Here is a 15,236-nt window from a genome sequence, read left to right as displayed (position 1 = left end):
TGCCAGCTCTCTGAAACCAGAAAGTCATCTATGCAATTGAGAACCTTGGGTCGCAGCTTGCAAGTCTCCGCATTGGGGCTGGGCTGCATGGGCATGAGTGAGTTCTATGGGCCCCGCGACGATGAACAGTCTTTGCAGACCCTGAACTGGGCTGTGGACCATGGCGTGAATTTTTTCGACACCGCTGACGGCTATGGCCATCACCACAACGAAGAGCTGCTGGCGCAATTTCTGCGTGGTCGCTCGCAACGCGTGAAAATCGCCACCAAATTTGGCATTGTGCGCAAGCAGGGCGACTACACGCGCAGCATTGACAGCAGTCCAGCCTATGCAAGGGCCAGTTGCGAGGCATCCCTGCAGCGTCTCGGTGTGGAGCAGATTGACCTCTTCTATGTGCACCGCATCAACTCTGAGCAGGCCATCGAAGACACCATGCAGGAGTTGGCCCGCCTTGTACAGGAAGGCAAGATCGCCCATATCGGCCTGAGCGAAGTCAGCGCCGCCACATTGCGCCGCGCCCATGCCGTACACCCTGTCACTGCCGTGCAAACCGAATATTCGCTGTTCACCCGCGATGTGGAAGCCGAGGTGCTGCCCACCTGCCGTGAACTGGGCATCGGCCTGGTGCCCTACTCTCCGCTGGGGCGTGGATTTTTGACGGGTCGTTTCCAGCATCAGGCCCCACAGGCGGAAGGAGACTTTCGCCCCAGCTTGCCGCGCTTTCAGGCTCAGAACATTGATGCCAACCGTGCGCTGGTGGATGCCGTCACCACCATCGCCCAGCGCAGACATTGCAGCCCCGCGCAGATTGCGCTCGCATGGTTGCTGGCACAAGGCGAGGATATCGTTCCCATTCCCGGAACCACACGTATTGCCCATCTGGCCGATAACCTGCAAGCGCTGCAGATCCATCTGGAAGCGCAGGAGCTGACCGCACTTGGGCAGTTGCAGCTAAAAACACCTGGGCCGGTGCCCGCTACAGCGAAGAAGGCATGAAGGGCGTCAACGCCTGAGCCGCTTCAGCACCGGCCCTCAATCCCCGAAGCGCTCGCGGTAGGCCACGGGGGTGATGCCCAGCTTGCGCACAAACAGATGGCGCAGTGCCTGCTCCGAGCCCAGGCCCACCTTGGCTGCCACGGTCTTGAGCGGCAGGCCGCCCAGGTTTTCCAGCAACTGCTTGGCGCGCTCCAGCCGCGCGTTTTCGACAAACATGCTGGGGCTGCACCCTGTCTCCTGCTGAAAGACGCGGCGGAAGTTGCGCTCGCTCATCGCCGCCTTGGCGGCCAGCAGCGCCAGCGGCATGGGCTGATCAAGATGCTCCAGCACCCATTGCTGGGCGGCCTGCACGCCGCTGTGCTGGGTGGACTGGGCCGCCAGCGAGACGCTGAATTGCGACTGCCCGCCGGGCCGCTTGAGGTACATGACCAGATCACGCGCCACATCCAGCGCCAGCGCGTGGCCAAAGTCCTGCTCCACCACGGCCAGGGCCAGGTCGATGCCCGCCGTCACGCCCGCCGAAGTCCAGTAACTGCCATCGCGCACATAGATCGCATCGGCATCCACATCAATCTTCGGAAAGCGCTGGGCCAACAACCCCGCCACGCTCCAGTGCGTGGCCGTACGCCGGCCATTGAGTACACCGGCTGCCGCCAGAAAAAAGCTGCCGCTGCAAAGCGCAATCATGCGCCCCACCAGCGGAGCCACGCGCGCCACCCAGTCCACCAGATTGGGGGACGCGGCCAGCACCTGCTCGATATGGCGCGAGCCCACCAGCAGCACGGTGCAGCCCGTGCCATCGGCTTCTAGCTGGGTCAGGGTGTGTGTGGCTTGCAGACCCATCAAGGTGTCTGATTGCACCAGCCCGGTCTGCGCCGCCACCACACGCACGGTATAGCCATCGGGCTGCCCCTTCTGTCGCAGATGCACATTGGCATAGTCAAACACCGACATGGGGCCTATGGCCTCCAGAGCCTTGAAGCCGGGGTAGACGACCAGATCGACGCGGTGCGCGCCCGCATGGCGATGTTCCATATCAAAAACAAGAGCTTGAAACGCAGGTAAATAAAGCGCCACAGGCTTGTTTTACTGACAAGCCCAAAGCAGATAGCAACGACTATACGCAGACCAGCCAGATCACTGATGCAGGCGCCTGGGCAACCACCGCTACAGTTGGGGAATCCCGATCTAAACCGCGCCTAAAGAACCATGATTCCTGGCCCATTGTTTTCCCTGCCCCAGTTGCTGTTGCTGCTCTGCCCGTTCGTAGCCATGGCCCTGGGGGCAGGCCTGCTGCTCTACGGCCTGCACTGGCGTCATAAAAGCCGGAAACTGCCAGCCGATCAGCGCCCGCGCTTCTGGCGCGCCAGCACCATCACTTTGAGTGTGATTGCCGTCGCTGGTTGCCTCTGGGGCGCGTTTTTGCAGTTCAAGAGCTGGCAGTTTCAGCAAGACTACGCGCTGCAATCCCACTACCGCCAAAGCCGCCAGCAGTTTGTGCTGCCGCAGGATTTTCAGTATGGCGAGCTGCTGATTCCCAAGGGCAGCCTCATCAACCGTTATGACCCGTTTGACAATGGCGAGCCGCAGCGCCCACTGCGCATGAGCCGCCTTGATGCCGTGCGCTTTGCCCACCCGGTGCAGGTTGCCGGCGTCTGGGCCACGGCCATGAGTGGGAGCCTGCTGGAGCTGGACCGCGACCAGCGCATCAGCCCGGTTTTCCATTTCGACCGCAAGGCCAAGGAAGGCTACGGCGACTGGGTGCTCGATCCTTCGCACCCTTATCTGGAGTGCAAAAAAGGCCAGCAGGCGCGCTTCGATGTGCCGCTGATCAAATACGACATCGTGGCCGAGTTTGGCAAACCCGAGCCCGACGGCCCTGCCGCGCGCTTCAAGCCCAGCCAGTGGGCGGTGACGGAATGCTTCGGCGCGGAGTCGCTCGAAGTAAAGCCGGCCTATACCGAGGAAGGACCGGCAGATGCGCAGGCCCAGGTCTGGGAATTGAAAAACTAAGTTCCATCATCTGCGGCCAACAGACCCATCTGGTCGGCCATCGCTGTGGGCCGGCCACCTCACATGCTCTACAGTCCAAGGTTCGCAAAACGAAGTACGACAGAGGCTCTTTCCGCTTCGCTTTCCCCGCCTTCTACAGAAAGACAGTCATGAAATCACGCGCCGCCGTAGCCTTCAAAGCCGGAGAACCCCTGCAAATCGTCGAGATCGACGTCGCGCCGCCCAAGGCAGGCGAGGTGCTGGTCAAGATCACCCATACCGGCGTCTGTCACACCGACGCCTTCACCCTGAGCGGTGATGACCCCGAAGGCATCTTCCCCGCCGTGCTGGGCCACGAAGGCGCAGGCATCGTGGTGGAAGTGGGCGAAGGCGTGACCAGCGTGAAGCCCGGCGACCATGTGATTCCGCTGTACACCGCCGAATGCGGCGAATGCCTGTTCTGCAAGAGCGGCAAGACCAATCTGTGCGTGGCCGTGCGCGCCACACAGGGCAAGGGCGTGATGCCCGATGGCACGACACGCTTCAGCTACAAGGGCGAGCCCATCTATCACTACATGGGCTGCTCCACCTTCAGCGAATACACCGTAGTTGCCGCCGTCTCGCTGGCCAAGGTCAACCCCGATGCCAACCCCGAGCAGGTCTGCCTGCTGGGCTGCGGCGTGACCACGGGCCTTGGCGCCGTCAAGAACACCGCCAAGGTGCAGGAAGGCGACACCGTGGCCGTGTTCGGCCTGGGCGGCATCGGCCTGGCCGTGATCCAGGGCGCCAAGCTGGCCAAGGCCGGCCGCATCATCGCCGTCGACACCAACCCCGGCAAGTTCGAGCTGGCCAAGACCTTTGGCGCCACCGACTGCGTGAACCCCAAGGACTTCGACAAGCCCATCCAGCAAGTGATCGTCGAGATGACCGGCTGGGGCGTGGACCACAGCTTTGAATGCATCGGCAATGTGGACGTGATGCGCGCCGCGCTGGAATGCGCCCACCGCGGCTGGGGCCAGTCGGTCATCATCGGCGTGGCCGGTGCCGGCCAGGAGATCAAGACCCGCCCCTTCCAGCTGGTGACCGGCCGCAAGTGGCTGGGTACGGCCTTTGGCGGCGTCAAGGGCCGCAGCGAGCTGCCCGGCATGGTGGAAGACGCCATGGCTGGCAAGATTCAGCTCGAACCCTTCGTCACCCACACCATGGGCCTGAAGCACATCAACGAAGCCTTCGAGCTGATGCACGAGGGCAAGTCGATTCGCTCGGTGGTGAACTACGCTGACGCTTCGTAACCCCCTGAGGCGCTTCGCCTGGGCGGCCCCGCGCCTTCCCCCTTTCTCGCTTCGCGGAAGGGGGACGAAACCCTCGGTGCGCGGCGGCGCTTCCTCGGTGCCTCATCGATGGGCCGCGCTAGTTTTGAAGAAGCACCCAGCGCTTTCAATTTCATAGCTTCTTGCGCATGCCTTGATTGACTTTCAAAGATAAAACTGCTGCAAACTCTTGGATAGCAAGCGTTGGCAGCTTTTCTTTTAGGAGTAACTCCCATGGAACTCAAAAACGCCCACGCCTGCTTTGGCGGCGCTCAGCGCTACTACGAACACCATAGTTCCGAGATCGGCCTCGCCATGAAGTTCTCGGTCTATCTGCCGCCCAAGGCCGTGATGGGCGAGAAGGTGCCGGCCCTGCTCTATCTGGCCGGCCTGACCTGTACCGAAGAAACCTTCATGATCAAGGCCGGAGCCCAGCGCCTGGCCTCCGAACTCAATATCGCTCTGATCTGCCCCGACACCAGCCCGCGCGGCGCGGGTCTGGCGGGCGAGGCCGACAGCTGGGACTTTGGTGTAGGCGCCGGCTTCTACCTGGACGCGACCACCAGGCCCTGGGCCCTGCACTGGCGCATGGAAAGCTACATCCTCAATGACCTGCTGCCCCTGGTCGGCAGCAAGCTGCCCATGGACCTGCAGCGTCTGGGCATCTTCGGCCACAGCATGGGCGGCCACGGCGCACTGACCCTGGCGCTGCGCCACCCCGGCCGCTTCAAGTCGGTCTCGGCCTTTGCACCGATTGCCAACCCCATCAACTGCCCCTGGGGCCACAAGGCGTTCAGCGGCTATCTGGGCGACGACAAGGCCGAATGGGCCAGGCATGACGCCAGCGAGCTGATGAGCACGCAAGCCTCTGCCCCCTACCCCGCAGGCCTCCTCATCGACCAGGGCCTGGCCGACAAGTTCCTGATCGAAAAGCAATTGCTGCCCGAAGCCTTCGAAGCCGCCTGTGCCAAGGCAGGCCAGCCGCTCACGCTGCGCCGGCATGCGGGCTACGACCACGGCTACTATTTCATCCAGAGCTTTGTCGATGACCATCTGCGCCACCATGCGCAGCAGCTGGGCGCCTGATCCTGCGGTCCTGGCTCGCCCCCCAAAGGGTCTGGCTTTAGCTGTCACACCTCAAGCAATGCAGTGATCCGCCGGGCCCCGATCCGCTACGACCGCCCGGTGGCCGCCTTGCAGCTTGGCGCTGTACAAGGCCTGATCGGCGCGGCGCATGATGTCCTCCAGGCTGCTGTCAGTCGGCATGAAATGCGCAATCCCGACGCTCAATGCGGGCACGGGGCTTCCCGTGGCATACCGCTGCAGCGCCTGCTGTCCGGCCTCCAGCAGTTGCCGTGCCAAGCCGGAAACCTGGGCAATATGACGATCGCAGCACAGAATGGCAAACTCGTCTCCGCCCAGACGACAGAACACATCCTCTGGAGCCAGCAACCAGCGCACGGCAGCAGCCAGATCACGCAGCGCCTGATCACCTGCAGGATGGCCCAGACCATCATTGATGGCTTTGAAGTGGTCTACATCAAAGCTCATGAGCCAGGCTGGCCGCCCCTGCAGCCTGTGGGCCGTATAGGCTTGAGCCAGCTCGCGCATGAAACCCCGGCGATTGCATAGCCCCGTCAACTCATCATTCAAGGCCTGCTCCTGCAACTGCTGCTGCATGCGCTTGCTGGCCGTGATGTTGCTGGCCACCCAGACCACGGCTCTCTCGCCCCAGAACAGCTCCCCCAAGGCACTGACGCGACCTTCAAACCAGATCGCCTCGGCGGGCCCTTCCAGGGGCAGACCCAGCACATCGTGCGCGCTCAGCTCATATTCCACGACCTGCATCTTCTGGCTGCTCAGCGCCTCCTGAATCTGCTGTATGAACCACTGAGCCTTGGCGGGAGCCAGCACATCGGCGATGGATTGACCGACCAGGGACGTTCCGTCATGGTAGTAACGCTGATCCTTGCCACCCAGAACTGCCGCGTAGCGCCCCGACGCCGTCAGGATGAAGGTCGGATCCGGCAAGCCGTTGCAAATGTTTTCGTACTGGCTGGCTGTGAAGAATGTGGTGTCGGACATGGGCACAAGCGAAGCGGGAACGACAAATTCTCGCAGAATCATTTTTTCGCCTTCCACCAGCGCAGCGGAGACATCCACAAGCAAGAAAACCGCCTGAAGGCGGTTTATCTTTGAAGCGGTTAAGCGCCAGATCAGTCCTCGGACCGTTCGGTTCTTCTCGCACGCCGCTGCTGCTCGCGCTCATCGGCACGCTGGGTCTGCACATACAGCTGCTCCACCTGTTCGCGCGCCCAGGGCGTCTTGCGCAGAAACTTCAGACTCGAGGAGATACTGGGGTCCAGATTGAAGCAGCGCACGGGCACGCGGCGTCCCAGCTCGCGCCAGCCGTAATAATCCACGAGATCGGTAACGATGCGCTCAAGCGTCAGCCCATGCAGCGGGTTGCGCGGTTGTTCTTGGGAAGTCATGGGCGCATTGTCGGGGAATCGCCCCCCAAGCGTCTGCTCCGGGGACAAACGCCAGACGCCACAGGCCACAGCGGCCCTCTCTCGCCCAGCCGGGGATATGGAAAATGCGCCACGCCAATGACATGGATTTGGCTTTCCTGCGCAACGACAAGAGATCACACTTTTGCCAATCGGCCTGACAGGCGGCCAGCCGCAGCGGGCGTGAACGCAGTTTGCCTCTATGGCCGTGACGAGGCGTGAAGGAGCACCGGATGTCCAAGCAGCAGCAAGTCCCCGAAACTCGGGGGGTGGCAGTGCAAATACTGGCCACACTCGACCTCGGCCCCGAGATCGAAGGCATGGCGGGACGCCAGCTTCGCATGCGCCTGGTGACCATGGCGCCAGGCGGCGTCTTCGGCCCGGTTCACGACCACAGGGACAGACCTGGCATGGTCTACATCCTCGAAGGATGCATCACCGACCATCGAAATGGCGTGGCCACCGACTATGGCCCGGGCGTGGGCTGGCCCGAAGACAGAAACACCACGCACTGGCTGGAAAACCGTTGCGCCGTGACGGCGGTGGAGATCTCGGTCGACATCATCAAGCTCCAGCCAGGGACGAACTAGGTGCTTCACGCTGGCGGCTGGCACAGCCAGCTCAGGTGGTGCGTGGTTCCTGCACCTCGTAGAGCCTCAGATCCCGCTGCCCGATGCCCAGCTCCGGCCAGACCGCGCGCCAGACCTGAATGTGCGCAGATGCGAAATGCGCATCCAGCGCCGCCTGATCCGCCCACAGCTCCTTCACATGGATCAGCCCCGGCACCAGCACATCCTCGGCATAGCCGTACTCAAGACAGCCCTGCTCGGCGCGCGAGGCCTCCACCATGGCACGCATGGCAGGTCGGGCAAGCGCCAGGTTTTCGGATGGCAAACGCACCGTACCCACTATCAACAGCATGTCTTCTCCCCTTCAGCACAGGCAAACATCGTAGCAAGCAGTACAAGCGCGCTCTGCCCCGGGCGCAAAAAAGGGAGGGCCATGCCCTCCCTGAAACACCTTCCAGGCATTAATGCTGCTCAGCAGTCCCGGGGCGCGGGCTCTCAGGCCCGCATGAAAGACTCGAAATACGCGCTCAATGCAGCGTGGTCGCCCAAGGGCAGCACCTGAGCCACATACTGGTCGGGACGCACCACCACCAAAGCGCCCTGCTGGCGGTCGATGCCGCGCAGCTCGAAGATGTCCTGACCGGCATTCTTCAGATCGGGGCTGAACACCTTTTCATAGTCGATCATTCCCAGCTGGCCCTTGGGGGGCAGCAGCAAGGCGGGCAGCGTCTCCAGCGCCACCTCGGTATAGGCCTGCGGGAAGACTGCACGCAGATCAAAGATGCTGTCGATATCCTGGCCAGCCGGCGTGAAGCGGCGCAGCGGCGATGCCGCGTCACCCTCAAGGAAGCGGCACAGCGCCAGCAGGCCGGACTCGGGCTGCGCCAGGTCGTTCTGAGCTGCAAACGCATACAGGCGCCATCGGCCATCGGCCTTGCCGCAGTGACCCAGCTGCACGGGCTTGGCGTCGCAAACGCGCACCACCGGCGCGGAATGAAAGCGCATGCCCACCGTGAAGCCGCTGGCCAGTGCCTGATGCTTGGCCTGCCCCGTCAGCAGCGAGGGCGCATAGTGCGTGCCCACGCCGGCCGTGAAGCGGCCATGCTGCTCGAAGTACTTCTGGAACTCCTTGGGGTCCACGCCGCCCTGGCCGCCTTCCTTGGCCGGGTCGCTGAACATCTTGGCCCATTCGCGGTCAAAGTCGATCAGTTGCTGGGCCACGACCTGGCGCTCGGACGAATAGGTGTGCAGCAGCTCGGGCGCACATTGCTTGCGCAGCACGGCGGCCAGCTTCCAGCCCAGGTTGAAGCTGTCCTGCATGGAGAAATTCATGCCCTGCCCGGCCTTGGGGCTGTGGGTGTGGCAGGCATCGCCGGCGATGAAGACGCGCGGCAGGGGCGAGTCCGGTGTGGCCACGGCATCGACCACATCGTCATATTTGGCGCAGATGCGCTGGCCGATCTCATACACCGACCACCAGGGCACATTCTTGACTTCGAGCTTGTAGGGGTGGAGCACGCGCTGGGCGGTTGCTATCAGCTGCTCCACCGTGATGTTGCGGCTGGCCACGCGCTCGTCGGCATCGAGCTTGTCCATCTCCACATAAAAGCGCACCAGATGACCGCCTTCGCGCGGGATGATGAGCACATTGCCCTGCTCGGACTGAATGGCCACCTTGTAGCGCACATCGGGGAAGTCCGTCACGGCCAGCACATCCATCACGCCCCAGGCCTGATTGGCCGAATCGCCGACCAGCTGGCGGCCGATGGCCCGGCGCACATTGCTGCGCGCGCCGTCGCAGCCCACCACATAGCGGGCCTGCACGGTTTCGATCTGACCGGCATGGGCGGCGTCGCAGCGCTCCAGCGTCACGGTGACCGGATAGTCCGCTGCGCCGTGATCGACCTTCACATCCAGCACGCGGCGGGCGTAGTGCGGCTCCAGGCGGCTGGGCGAATTGCGCATGCGCTCCAGATAGTGGTCGTGCACGCGCGCCTGGTTCAGGATGACGTGAGGAAACTCGGACAGACCGTCTTCCGTATCCTGCACACGGCCATGGCGGGCGATCCGGCCGGGCTGGCCGGGGTCTGGCTTCCAGAAGGTGACGTCGTTGATCCAGCAAGCCTCCTTGAGGATGGAGTCGGCAAACTCGAAGGCCTCGAACATTTCCATGGTGCGGCAGGCAATACCGTCGGCCTGGCCCAGCTCCATCGGGCCTTCCTTTTGCTCCACGATGCAGGTACGGATGTCCGGGAAGGCCGCCAGCTGCGCGGCCAGCGTCAGGCCGGCAGGGCCGCAGCCCACGATCAGCACATCGACCTGCGAGGGCACGGCCTCGGTATGGGCAGGGGCCAGCGGCGAAGCCGGAGCGATCAAGGGGTTGCCGGGACGAAAACCGTTCAAATGAAACTGCATGGAGGCCTCAAGTTCTTCAAGTACGCAGACGCCAGTGTCTGCTCAATCAGTCCGCACACAAATAGTATGTATGCATACCAAATGCATGCATCGTATTATTCGAACCTTGAAATGCCAACCCCACCTAGGGAAAACCATGATTAACTCTGCACTGCCAAACGCTGCCTCAGACAGCGCCAGCAGCCCCTCCTTGTTTCCACGCCTGGAGGTGGAAACCTTTCCCGGCCACGGCATACGCCGCCTGCAGCAAGTGGCCGTGGCCGTGTTCAGCCAGGCCACGGAAGCCTGGGGCGTGACGCCGCTGCAATTTGCCGTGCTGCAAAAACTGGTGCATCTGCCGGGCATAGACCAGCGCACGCTGAGCATGGAAGTGGGCTTTGACAAATCCACCATCGGCGGCGTGATCGACCGCCTGGAAGCACGTGGTCTGCTGCAGCGCCAGCACACGGCCAAGGATAGACGCGTGCGCCTGCTGTCCCTGACGCCCCAGGGCCAGGCCCTGCTGACCGACGCCGGCCCGTCCGTGCTGCAAGCCCAGCAGCAGATGCTGGACCCGCTGAGCGAGACCGAGCGCGAGCTCTTCACACAGCTGATGCGCAAGGTCATCGAGCATCACGAGCAGCTCGATCCCGAGGAGCAGACGCCCGCAGGCTGAGCCCCAACCGCAGAAAAAAGCCCCAGGCCGTCAGACCTGGGGCTTGGCTGTTCAGGCTCGGGCTTGCAACCGGGTCTGCAAGCTCCCGAACCGAGTCCTAGAACGGCATTTTTCCGGCATGCATCTCGGCCGCGATCTGCACCAGCACAGCCGGCAGATCGGCCACGCTGCGCACCACGTAATGGGCTCCGGCCTTTTTGAGCTTGGCTTCGGCCACGGCGACACGGGCCTCGACCTCTTGCTCGGGCGCACTGGCAAACTCCTGCACGCTGTAGCCGACCTCGTTGCCCGACAGGCTCAGGCCCACGGTCCACATGCCTGCGCGCAGACCCTCCTCAATGCCGGGCACGGTGTCGTCCACCTTCACGCAGGCACGCACATCGCCAATGCCCAGCGCCAGCACATTGGCCAGTGCCATGAAGGGCCCGGGGCGGCCACCAGCTTCCAGCTCGTCGCCCGCCACCACATAGTCGGGCTTGAGGCCTGCGCCCTCGGCCTGCGGCAGCAACTGGTTGAGCACTTCGCGCGGGTAGCCCGAGCAGGAGCCGACCTTCAGGCCCTGGGCGCGCAGCCATTGCAGCGTCTGCACCGCGCCTGCTATGGGGGCCGAGAATTCGCCCACCTTGGCAATCTGCAAAGGCATGAAGCGCGCGTAGATGGCATCCACATCCTCATCGGTCGGTGTCCGGCCAAAGGCGGTCTGCCACTGGGCAGCAATGCTTTCATCCTGCAGCAACTGGTGGATATGGTCCCATTTGGACAGGCCCATGGGCCCGCGCGCCTGGGCCAGGGTGATGGTGATGCCGAAGCTGGCAAAGGCTTCGACAAAAATCTGCGTGGGTGCGAGCGAACCAAAGTCCACCAGCGTGCCGGCCCAGTCAAAGATGACGGCTTGCAGTGGCGACAGATCGGCGGCGGGCTGGGACAGCACCAGAGTTTCAGCTTGAGCGATGGAGTTCATGGTTTTCAGTGGTGGCTTCAAGAGGATGGAAAGCGGAAACCGGCTCAGGTTCCGGGACTCAGTTCAGAGAGCGAATGAAGTTACGGCCGCGCGGGCCATTGGCCGCTTTTTGCACCATGGCGCTCCAGGCCTGGGGCTGCACGCCATAGTGGGCCGGGTCGGTGGCAACGCCCAGACCTTGCAGAACGCTGCGCAGACGCTCGACGGCCGCAGCGGGCGTGCTGGCATCGAAGATGGAGAGCAAGGCCGCATCGGCCGCAGCATCTGCGCCCAGCGCCATCTCCAGCACCAGGGGCAGGCTGAACGAGCAGGCCAGACCGTGCGGCACGCCATGCTGCAGCGTGATGTCGTAGGACAGCGAATGCGCCAGCGCGGTCTTGGTGTTGGAAAACGCCAGGCCGGCCATCAGCGCTGCCTCAGCCATCTCGCTGCGCAGCTGCGCGCTGCCCAGATCCTGCATCAGCGCGGGCAGCGTGGCCAGGGTGCGGCGGGCCGACTGCACGGCCAGCGCCATGGAAACCGGGTTGCGGTTCACGTTCCAGATGGATTCCAGCGCATGCGACAGCGCATCCAGCCCCGAAGCCAGAGTGGCACCGGCCGGCAGGCTGGTCATCAGCTCGGCATCGATCACTGCGGCCTCGGGCCAGGTGCAGGACTGGTGCAGCGAATACTTCTGGCCGGCGACCTGATCCCAGATCGTGGCCCAGGGCGTGACTTCGCTGCCCGTGCCGGCCGTGGTGGGGATGGCGATCAAGGCCTTGTGCCCTTCCTGCCCCAACTGGCCGCCCTGCTTGAGCAGCGCCAGCAGATCGGCAAACCGGCCACCGGGTGTGTGGCAGATCAAGGCCTTGGCCGAGTCGATGGCGCTGCCGCCACCCAGGGCCACGATCACGGGCACCTCGGCATGGTCGCGCTGCACCTGCTCGTACAGCGGCGCCAGCCACTGCACATCGGGATTGGGGGCAATGCTGTCGATCACGCCGCGCAGCTGCGCCCCCAGCAACTGGCGCATGCGCTGCACCAGGCCCAGGCTTTCAGCCTCGGGAAAAGTGACCAGCAGGCAGCTGCGCCCGGCCAGCAATGCCGGCAGCTGATCGAGACTGTTGCGACCCACGCTGATGTGCACGGGGTTGTGATAGGTCCACACGAGAAAGCCCTTTGACATTTTTTGAGCGAGATCAGCCCTTGGCGCTTATGCAACAAGCGCTGATAGCTCATATTTTTGATATTTTCAAGCACTGCGGCGCACACCGGCACCGCGGCGAAATCAGTGGCGAGCGCCCTGCTGTATGCGGCTGCGCAGCCAGTTCGATGCCATGTCGGCGGCAATCACCATCACCGTGATGACGATGATGCAGGTCGCGGTCTCCTGGTAGCGGAACAGCTTGAGGCTGCTGACCAGCTCGAAGCCCAGACCGCCCGCACCCACCATGCCCAGCACGGTGGCCGAACGCAGATTGACCTCGAAGCGGTAGAGCACCACGGCAATCCAGGCGGTGATGACCTGCGGCACTACGCCAAAGGCGATGATCTGCAGCTGGCTGGCGCCGGCGCTGCGCAATGCCTGCAGCGGGCCGTCGTCGATTTCCTCGATGGCTTCGGCAAAGAACTTGGCCAGCATGCCCATGCCGTGCAGGGCCAGGGCCAGCACGCCGGGAAAGGGCCCCAGGCCCACGGCCGAGACAAATACCAGCGCCAGAATCAGCTCGTTGATGCTGCGGATCACATTGAGAAACTGGCGCGTGATGCGGCGCAGCCAATGCCAGCCGTGCAGATTGCCGGCCGCAACAAAGGACAGTGGCAGCGCCAGAATCACGCTGAGCAAGGTGCCCCAGATGGCGATCTGTATCGTCTCCAGCGCCGGTGCCCACAGGCGCGGCAGCATGCTCCAGTCCGGCGGCACCGAGCGCGAGAGAAAGTCGCCAATCTGCGGCATGCCGCCCGCCAGCTCGCTCCAGCTCATCTGCGCGCCCGCAGCGCTCCATTGCAACACCCAGGCAATGACCAGGGCCAGCGCGGCATAGCCCAGCCAGCCGCCCTTGCCTTGCGGACGCGCGGCCGTCCATTGCCAGCGGTCTGGCGTGTGCTTCAAGCTGTGGCTGTTCATTGCAGACCTCCTGCGGCAGTGGCTGGCGACATCGCCCCTGGCAGCCAGTTGCCGACTGCGGTGCTGCTGAGATGCAGCGCAGCGCCCTGCTCTGGGGCATGTCCGACGGGCTGCGGCTCGCCGCTGTAGATGGCGTTGAGCGCGGCCTCGTCCAGCATGGCCGGTACGCCATCAAATACCATGCGCCCCTGGGACAGGCCGACGATGCGATCGCCAAACTCCCGGGCGTAATCAACCTGATGCAGATTGCAGACCACGGCAATGCCCAGCTCGCGCGTGGCATCGCGCAGATACTGCAGCACGCTACGCGCGGTCTTGGGGTCCAGGCTGGCCACGGGCTCGTCGGCCAGAATCACCTGCGGCTGCTGTGCCAGTGCACGGGCAATGCCCACGCGCTGCATCTGCCCGCCCGAGAGTGCCTCGGTGCGCTCATCGGCCTTGTGGGCCAGGCCCACACGCTGCAGGCATGCGTCGGCCAGTGCGATATCGCTTTGCCTGAACAGCTGCAGCATCGAGGCCAGCGTGCCGACCTGCCCCAGCCGCCCCGTGAGCACGTTCTTGCGCACCGACAGGCGCTGCACCAGGTTGTGGTGCTGGAAGACCATGGCCACATGGCGGGCCAGCTCACGGCGCGAATGCCTGCGCATCAGGTCGATGCCGCCCACCTGCAGCTGGCCGCTGTCGGGCTGGTTCAGCCCGTTCATGCAGCGCAGCAAGGTGGACTTGCCCGCGCCCGACAGGCCCAGCATGACCACGAACTCGCCGGCCTTCACATCCATGTCGATGCCATGCAGCACATGGTTGCTGCCATAGCTTTTGCGCAGATTGCGGATGCTGATCATTTCATCTTCCCGAGGTCCAGGTTCAACGCCTTGGCTGTCTGGCGCACCACGTCATAGGCCTGATCGTTGGTGGGTGCAAAACCATTGAGCTCGCCACGGTCGCCCCAGGGCAGGCCCTTGATTTCGGCAAGTGCCGCAGCCACTTTCTTCTTGGTGGCTTCATCCAGATTCTTGCGCCAGGCCATGGGCGACTCGGGGATGTCCTTGGAGCGCCAGATGACCTGGAAATCCTCGGCCTTCACATGGCCCTTGGCGACGGCAGTCTGGAAGATGGGATCGGCCACGGCCGCCGCATCCACCTTGCCGTTGGCCACGGCCATGATGCTGGCGTCGTGCGAGCCCGAGAAGATCACGCGGGAGAAATACCTGTCGGTATCGATGCCCTCGCCCTTGAGGCCAGCCTTGGGAAACAGATGGCCCGATGCCGAGCTGGGATCGACAAAGGCAAAGGTCTTGCCCTGCAGCTGGGGCACGGTGCCCAGGCCTTTGTCCTTTTTGCTGATGATGATGCTGTTGTAAGAGCTCTTGCCCGATTTCTTGGCCACGGGAATGGCGAATGCCTCGGCGTTCGCCAGCTGGCTGGCCAGCACATAGGAGAAGGGGCCGAAATAGGCCACGTCGATCTTGCCCGAGCGCATGGCCTCGATCACGCCGTTGTAGTCATTGGCCACAAAGGGCTTGATCTTCAGGCCGGTCTTGGCGGCCAGCTGGTCCATCACCTGCTGGCTGGCGCGCATCATGGCCTGGGCGTCCTCGGAAGGGATCAGGCCCACGCGCAGCTCGGTGGGCTGCTGCGCCATGACGCCAGTGGTGGCGGCCAGGGTCAGGCTGGCGACTGCGGCCTTGAGCCAGGTTTTGCGGGTCATCGTCACGGAATTC

16 protein-coding genes are annotated in these 15,236 nt (G+C 63.5%); 6 read left to right on the top strand and 10 right to left on the bottom strand.

All coding sequences use genetic code 11. From position 1 onward, the window contains the following. Positions 1-30: 30 nt before the first annotated feature. Positions 31-996 (top strand): aldo/keto reductase, encoded by a 966-nt coding sequence (locus CTATCC11996_RS07690; RefSeq protein ID WP_003074832.1) that lies wholly within the window; start codon positions 31-33, stop codon positions 994-996. A gap of 36 nt (positions 997-1,032) precedes the next feature. Here CTATCC11996_RS07690 and CTATCC11996_RS07685 read toward each other — a convergent pair whose 3' ends face one another. After that, on the bottom strand, positions 1,033-2,031 hold the full coding sequence (locus CTATCC11996_RS07685; RefSeq protein WP_003074830.1) for a GlxA family transcriptional regulator: 999 nt from the start codon (positions 2,029-2,031) through the stop codon (positions 1,033-1,035). 189 nt (positions 2,032-2,220) lie between these two features. Between CTATCC11996_RS07685 and CTATCC11996_RS07680 the strand changes: the two genes are divergently transcribed. The 3 genes from CTATCC11996_RS07680 (at position 2,221) to fghA (ending at position 5,384) form a co-directional block, all read left to right on the top strand. Then, positions 2,221-3,009, top strand: a complete 789-nt coding sequence (locus tag CTATCC11996_RS07680; protein WP_238532400.1) for a hypothetical protein — start codon at positions 2,221-2,223, stop codon at positions 3,007-3,009. Positions 3,010-3,158: 149 nt separating this feature from the next. Then, the gene (locus tag CTATCC11996_RS07675; RefSeq protein ID WP_003074826.1) at positions 3,159-4,280 is read left to right on the top strand and encodes an S-(hydroxymethyl)glutathione dehydrogenase/class III alcohol dehydrogenase; all 1,122 of its coding nucleotides are present in this window, start codon (positions 3,159-3,161) and stop codon (positions 4,278-4,280) included. Between the two features lie 252 nt (positions 4,281-4,532). Continuing rightward, positions 4,533-5,384: an S-formylglutathione hydrolase gene (fghA, locus tag CTATCC11996_RS07670; protein WP_003074825.1), complete on the top strand. Its 852-nt coding sequence runs from the start codon at positions 4,533-4,535 to the stop codon at positions 5,382-5,384. A 51-nt stretch (positions 5,385-5,435) separates the two neighbouring features. Here fghA and CTATCC11996_RS07665 read toward each other — a convergent pair whose 3' ends face one another. Together CTATCC11996_RS07665 and CTATCC11996_RS07660 are read right to left on the bottom strand one after the other, a co-directional pair. Continuing rightward, positions 5,436-6,425, bottom strand: a complete 990-nt coding sequence (locus tag CTATCC11996_RS07665; protein WP_050878833.1) for a GGDEF domain-containing protein — start codon at positions 6,423-6,425, stop codon at positions 5,436-5,438. Between the two features lie 89 nt (positions 6,426-6,514). Next, a complete protein-coding gene (locus CTATCC11996_RS07660) occupies positions 6,515-6,790 on the bottom strand; it encodes a VF530 family protein (protein ID WP_003074820.1) in 276 nt (91 codons plus the stop codon). Between the two features lie 251 nt (positions 6,791-7,041). Here CTATCC11996_RS07660 and CTATCC11996_RS07655 point away from each other — a divergent pair, with 251 nt between their 5' ends. After that, a complete protein-coding gene (locus CTATCC11996_RS07655; protein WP_003074818.1) occupies positions 7,042-7,398 on the top strand; it encodes a cupin domain-containing protein in 357 nt (118 codons plus the stop codon). A gap of 31 nt (positions 7,399-7,429) precedes the next feature. On the opposite strand, the gene CTATCC11996_RS07650 is transcribed toward CTATCC11996_RS07655, so the two are convergent. Further along, complete coding sequence (locus CTATCC11996_RS07650; RefSeq protein WP_003074816.1) at positions 7,430-7,729, bottom strand: putative quinol monooxygenase; 300 nt, start codon at positions 7,727-7,729, stop codon at positions 7,430-7,432. Positions 7,730-7,872: 143 nt separating this feature from the next. After that, positions 7,873-9,792, bottom strand: a complete 1,920-nt coding sequence (locus tag CTATCC11996_RS07645; RefSeq protein WP_003074815.1) for an FAD-binding monooxygenase — start codon at positions 9,790-9,792, stop codon at positions 7,873-7,875. 136 nt (positions 9,793-9,928) lie between these two features. Here CTATCC11996_RS07645 and CTATCC11996_RS07640 point away from each other — a divergent pair, with 136 nt between their 5' ends. Beyond that, entirely contained in the window at positions 9,929-10,447 is a 519-nt protein-coding gene (locus CTATCC11996_RS07640) for a MarR family winged helix-turn-helix transcriptional regulator (RefSeq protein WP_034348421.1), read from the top strand. A gap of 97 nt (positions 10,448-10,544) precedes the next feature. On the opposite strand, the gene phnX is transcribed toward CTATCC11996_RS07640, so the two are convergent. From phnX to phnD, 5 genes are all read right to left on the bottom strand, one after another. Beyond that, positions 10,545-11,408: a phosphonoacetaldehyde hydrolase gene (phnX, locus tag CTATCC11996_RS07635; RefSeq protein WP_003074807.1), complete on the bottom strand. Its 864-nt coding sequence runs from the start codon at positions 11,406-11,408 to the stop codon at positions 10,545-10,547. Positions 11,409-11,466: 58 nt separating this feature from the next. Beyond that, positions 11,467-12,555 (bottom strand): iron-containing alcohol dehydrogenase PsrA, encoded by a 1,089-nt coding sequence (gene psrA / locus CTATCC11996_RS07630; protein ID WP_034348424.1) that lies wholly within the window; start codon positions 12,553-12,555, stop codon positions 11,467-11,469. A gap of 120 nt (positions 12,556-12,675) precedes the next feature. Beyond that, the gene (gene phnE, locus CTATCC11996_RS07625) at positions 12,676-13,515 is read right to left on the bottom strand and encodes a phosphonate ABC transporter, permease protein PhnE (protein ID WP_003074803.1); all 840 of its coding nucleotides are present in this window, start codon (positions 13,513-13,515) and stop codon (positions 12,676-12,678) included. After that, entirely contained in the window at positions 13,512-14,357 is an 846-nt protein-coding gene (gene phnC / locus CTATCC11996_RS07620) for a phosphonate ABC transporter ATP-binding protein (RefSeq protein ID WP_003074801.1), read from the bottom strand. Before phnC ends, phnE begins: the two co-directional genes overlap by 4 nt. Then, positions 14,354-15,223: a phosphonate ABC transporter substrate-binding protein gene (gene phnD / locus CTATCC11996_RS07615; protein ID WP_003074799.1), complete on the bottom strand. Its 870-nt coding sequence runs from the start codon at positions 15,221-15,223 to the stop codon at positions 14,354-14,356. The genes phnC and phnD overlap by 4 nt, the downstream gene beginning before the upstream one ends. Positions 15,224-15,236 lie beyond the last annotated feature (13 nt).

The organism is Comamonas testosteroni ATCC 11996 (assembly GCF_000241525.1).
In the GTDB taxonomy this organism is placed as follows: domain Bacteria; phylum Pseudomonadota; class Gammaproteobacteria; order Burkholderiales; family Burkholderiaceae_C; genus Comamonas; species Comamonas testosteroni.
Note: the sequence above shows the minus strand (reverse complement) of the source record. Positions and strands in the feature narration are given on the sequence as shown.

Bases quoted from the DNA above. Each gene is read 5' to 3' on its own strand.
- CTATCC11996_RS07690 (WP_003074832.1), top strand. From the start codon at position 31: ATGCAATTGAGAACCTTGGGTCGCAGCTTGCAAGTCTCCGCATTGGGG.
- CTATCC11996_RS07685 (WP_003074830.1), bottom strand. From the start codon at position 2,031: ATGGAACATCGCCATGCGGGCGCGCACCGCGTCGATCTGGTCGTCTAC.
- CTATCC11996_RS07675 (WP_003074826.1), top strand. From the start codon at position 3,159: ATGAAATCACGCGCCGCCGTAGCCTTCAAAGCCGGAGAACCCCTGCAA.
- fghA (WP_003074825.1), top strand. From the start codon at position 4,533: ATGGAACTCAAAAACGCCCACGCCTGCTTTGGCGGCGCTCAGCGCTAC.
- CTATCC11996_RS07665 (WP_050878833.1), bottom strand. From the start codon at position 6,425: ATGATTCTGCGAGAATTTGTCGTTCCCGCTTCGCTTGTGCCCATGTCC.
- CTATCC11996_RS07660 (WP_003074820.1), bottom strand. From the start codon at position 6,790: ATGACTTCCCAAGAACAACCGCGCAACCCGCTGCATGGGCTGACGCTT.
- CTATCC11996_RS07655 (WP_003074818.1), top strand. From the start codon at position 7,042: ATGTCCAAGCAGCAGCAAGTCCCCGAAACTCGGGGGGTGGCAGTGCAA.
- CTATCC11996_RS07650 (WP_003074816.1), bottom strand. From the start codon at position 7,729: ATGCTGTTGATAGTGGGTACGGTGCGTTTGCCATCCGAAAACCTGGCG.
- CTATCC11996_RS07645 (WP_003074815.1), bottom strand. From the start codon at position 9,792: ATGCAGTTTCATTTGAACGGTTTTCGTCCCGGCAACCCCTTGATCGCT.
- CTATCC11996_RS07640 (WP_034348421.1), top strand. From the start codon at position 9,929: ATGATTAACTCTGCACTGCCAAACGCTGCCTCAGACAGCGCCAGCAGC.
- phnX (WP_003074807.1), bottom strand. From the start codon at position 11,408: ATGAACTCCATCGCTCAAGCTGAAACTCTGGTGCTGTCCCAGCCCGCC.
- phnE (WP_003074803.1), bottom strand. From the start codon at position 13,515: ATGAACAGCCACAGCTTGAAGCACACGCCAGACCGCTGGCAATGGACG.
- phnC (WP_003074801.1), bottom strand. From the start codon at position 14,357: ATGATCAGCATCCGCAATCTGCGCAAAAGCTATGGCAGCAACCATGTG.
- phnD (WP_003074799.1), bottom strand. From the start codon at position 15,223: ATGACCCGCAAAACCTGGCTCAAGGCCGCAGTCGCCAGCCTGACCCTG.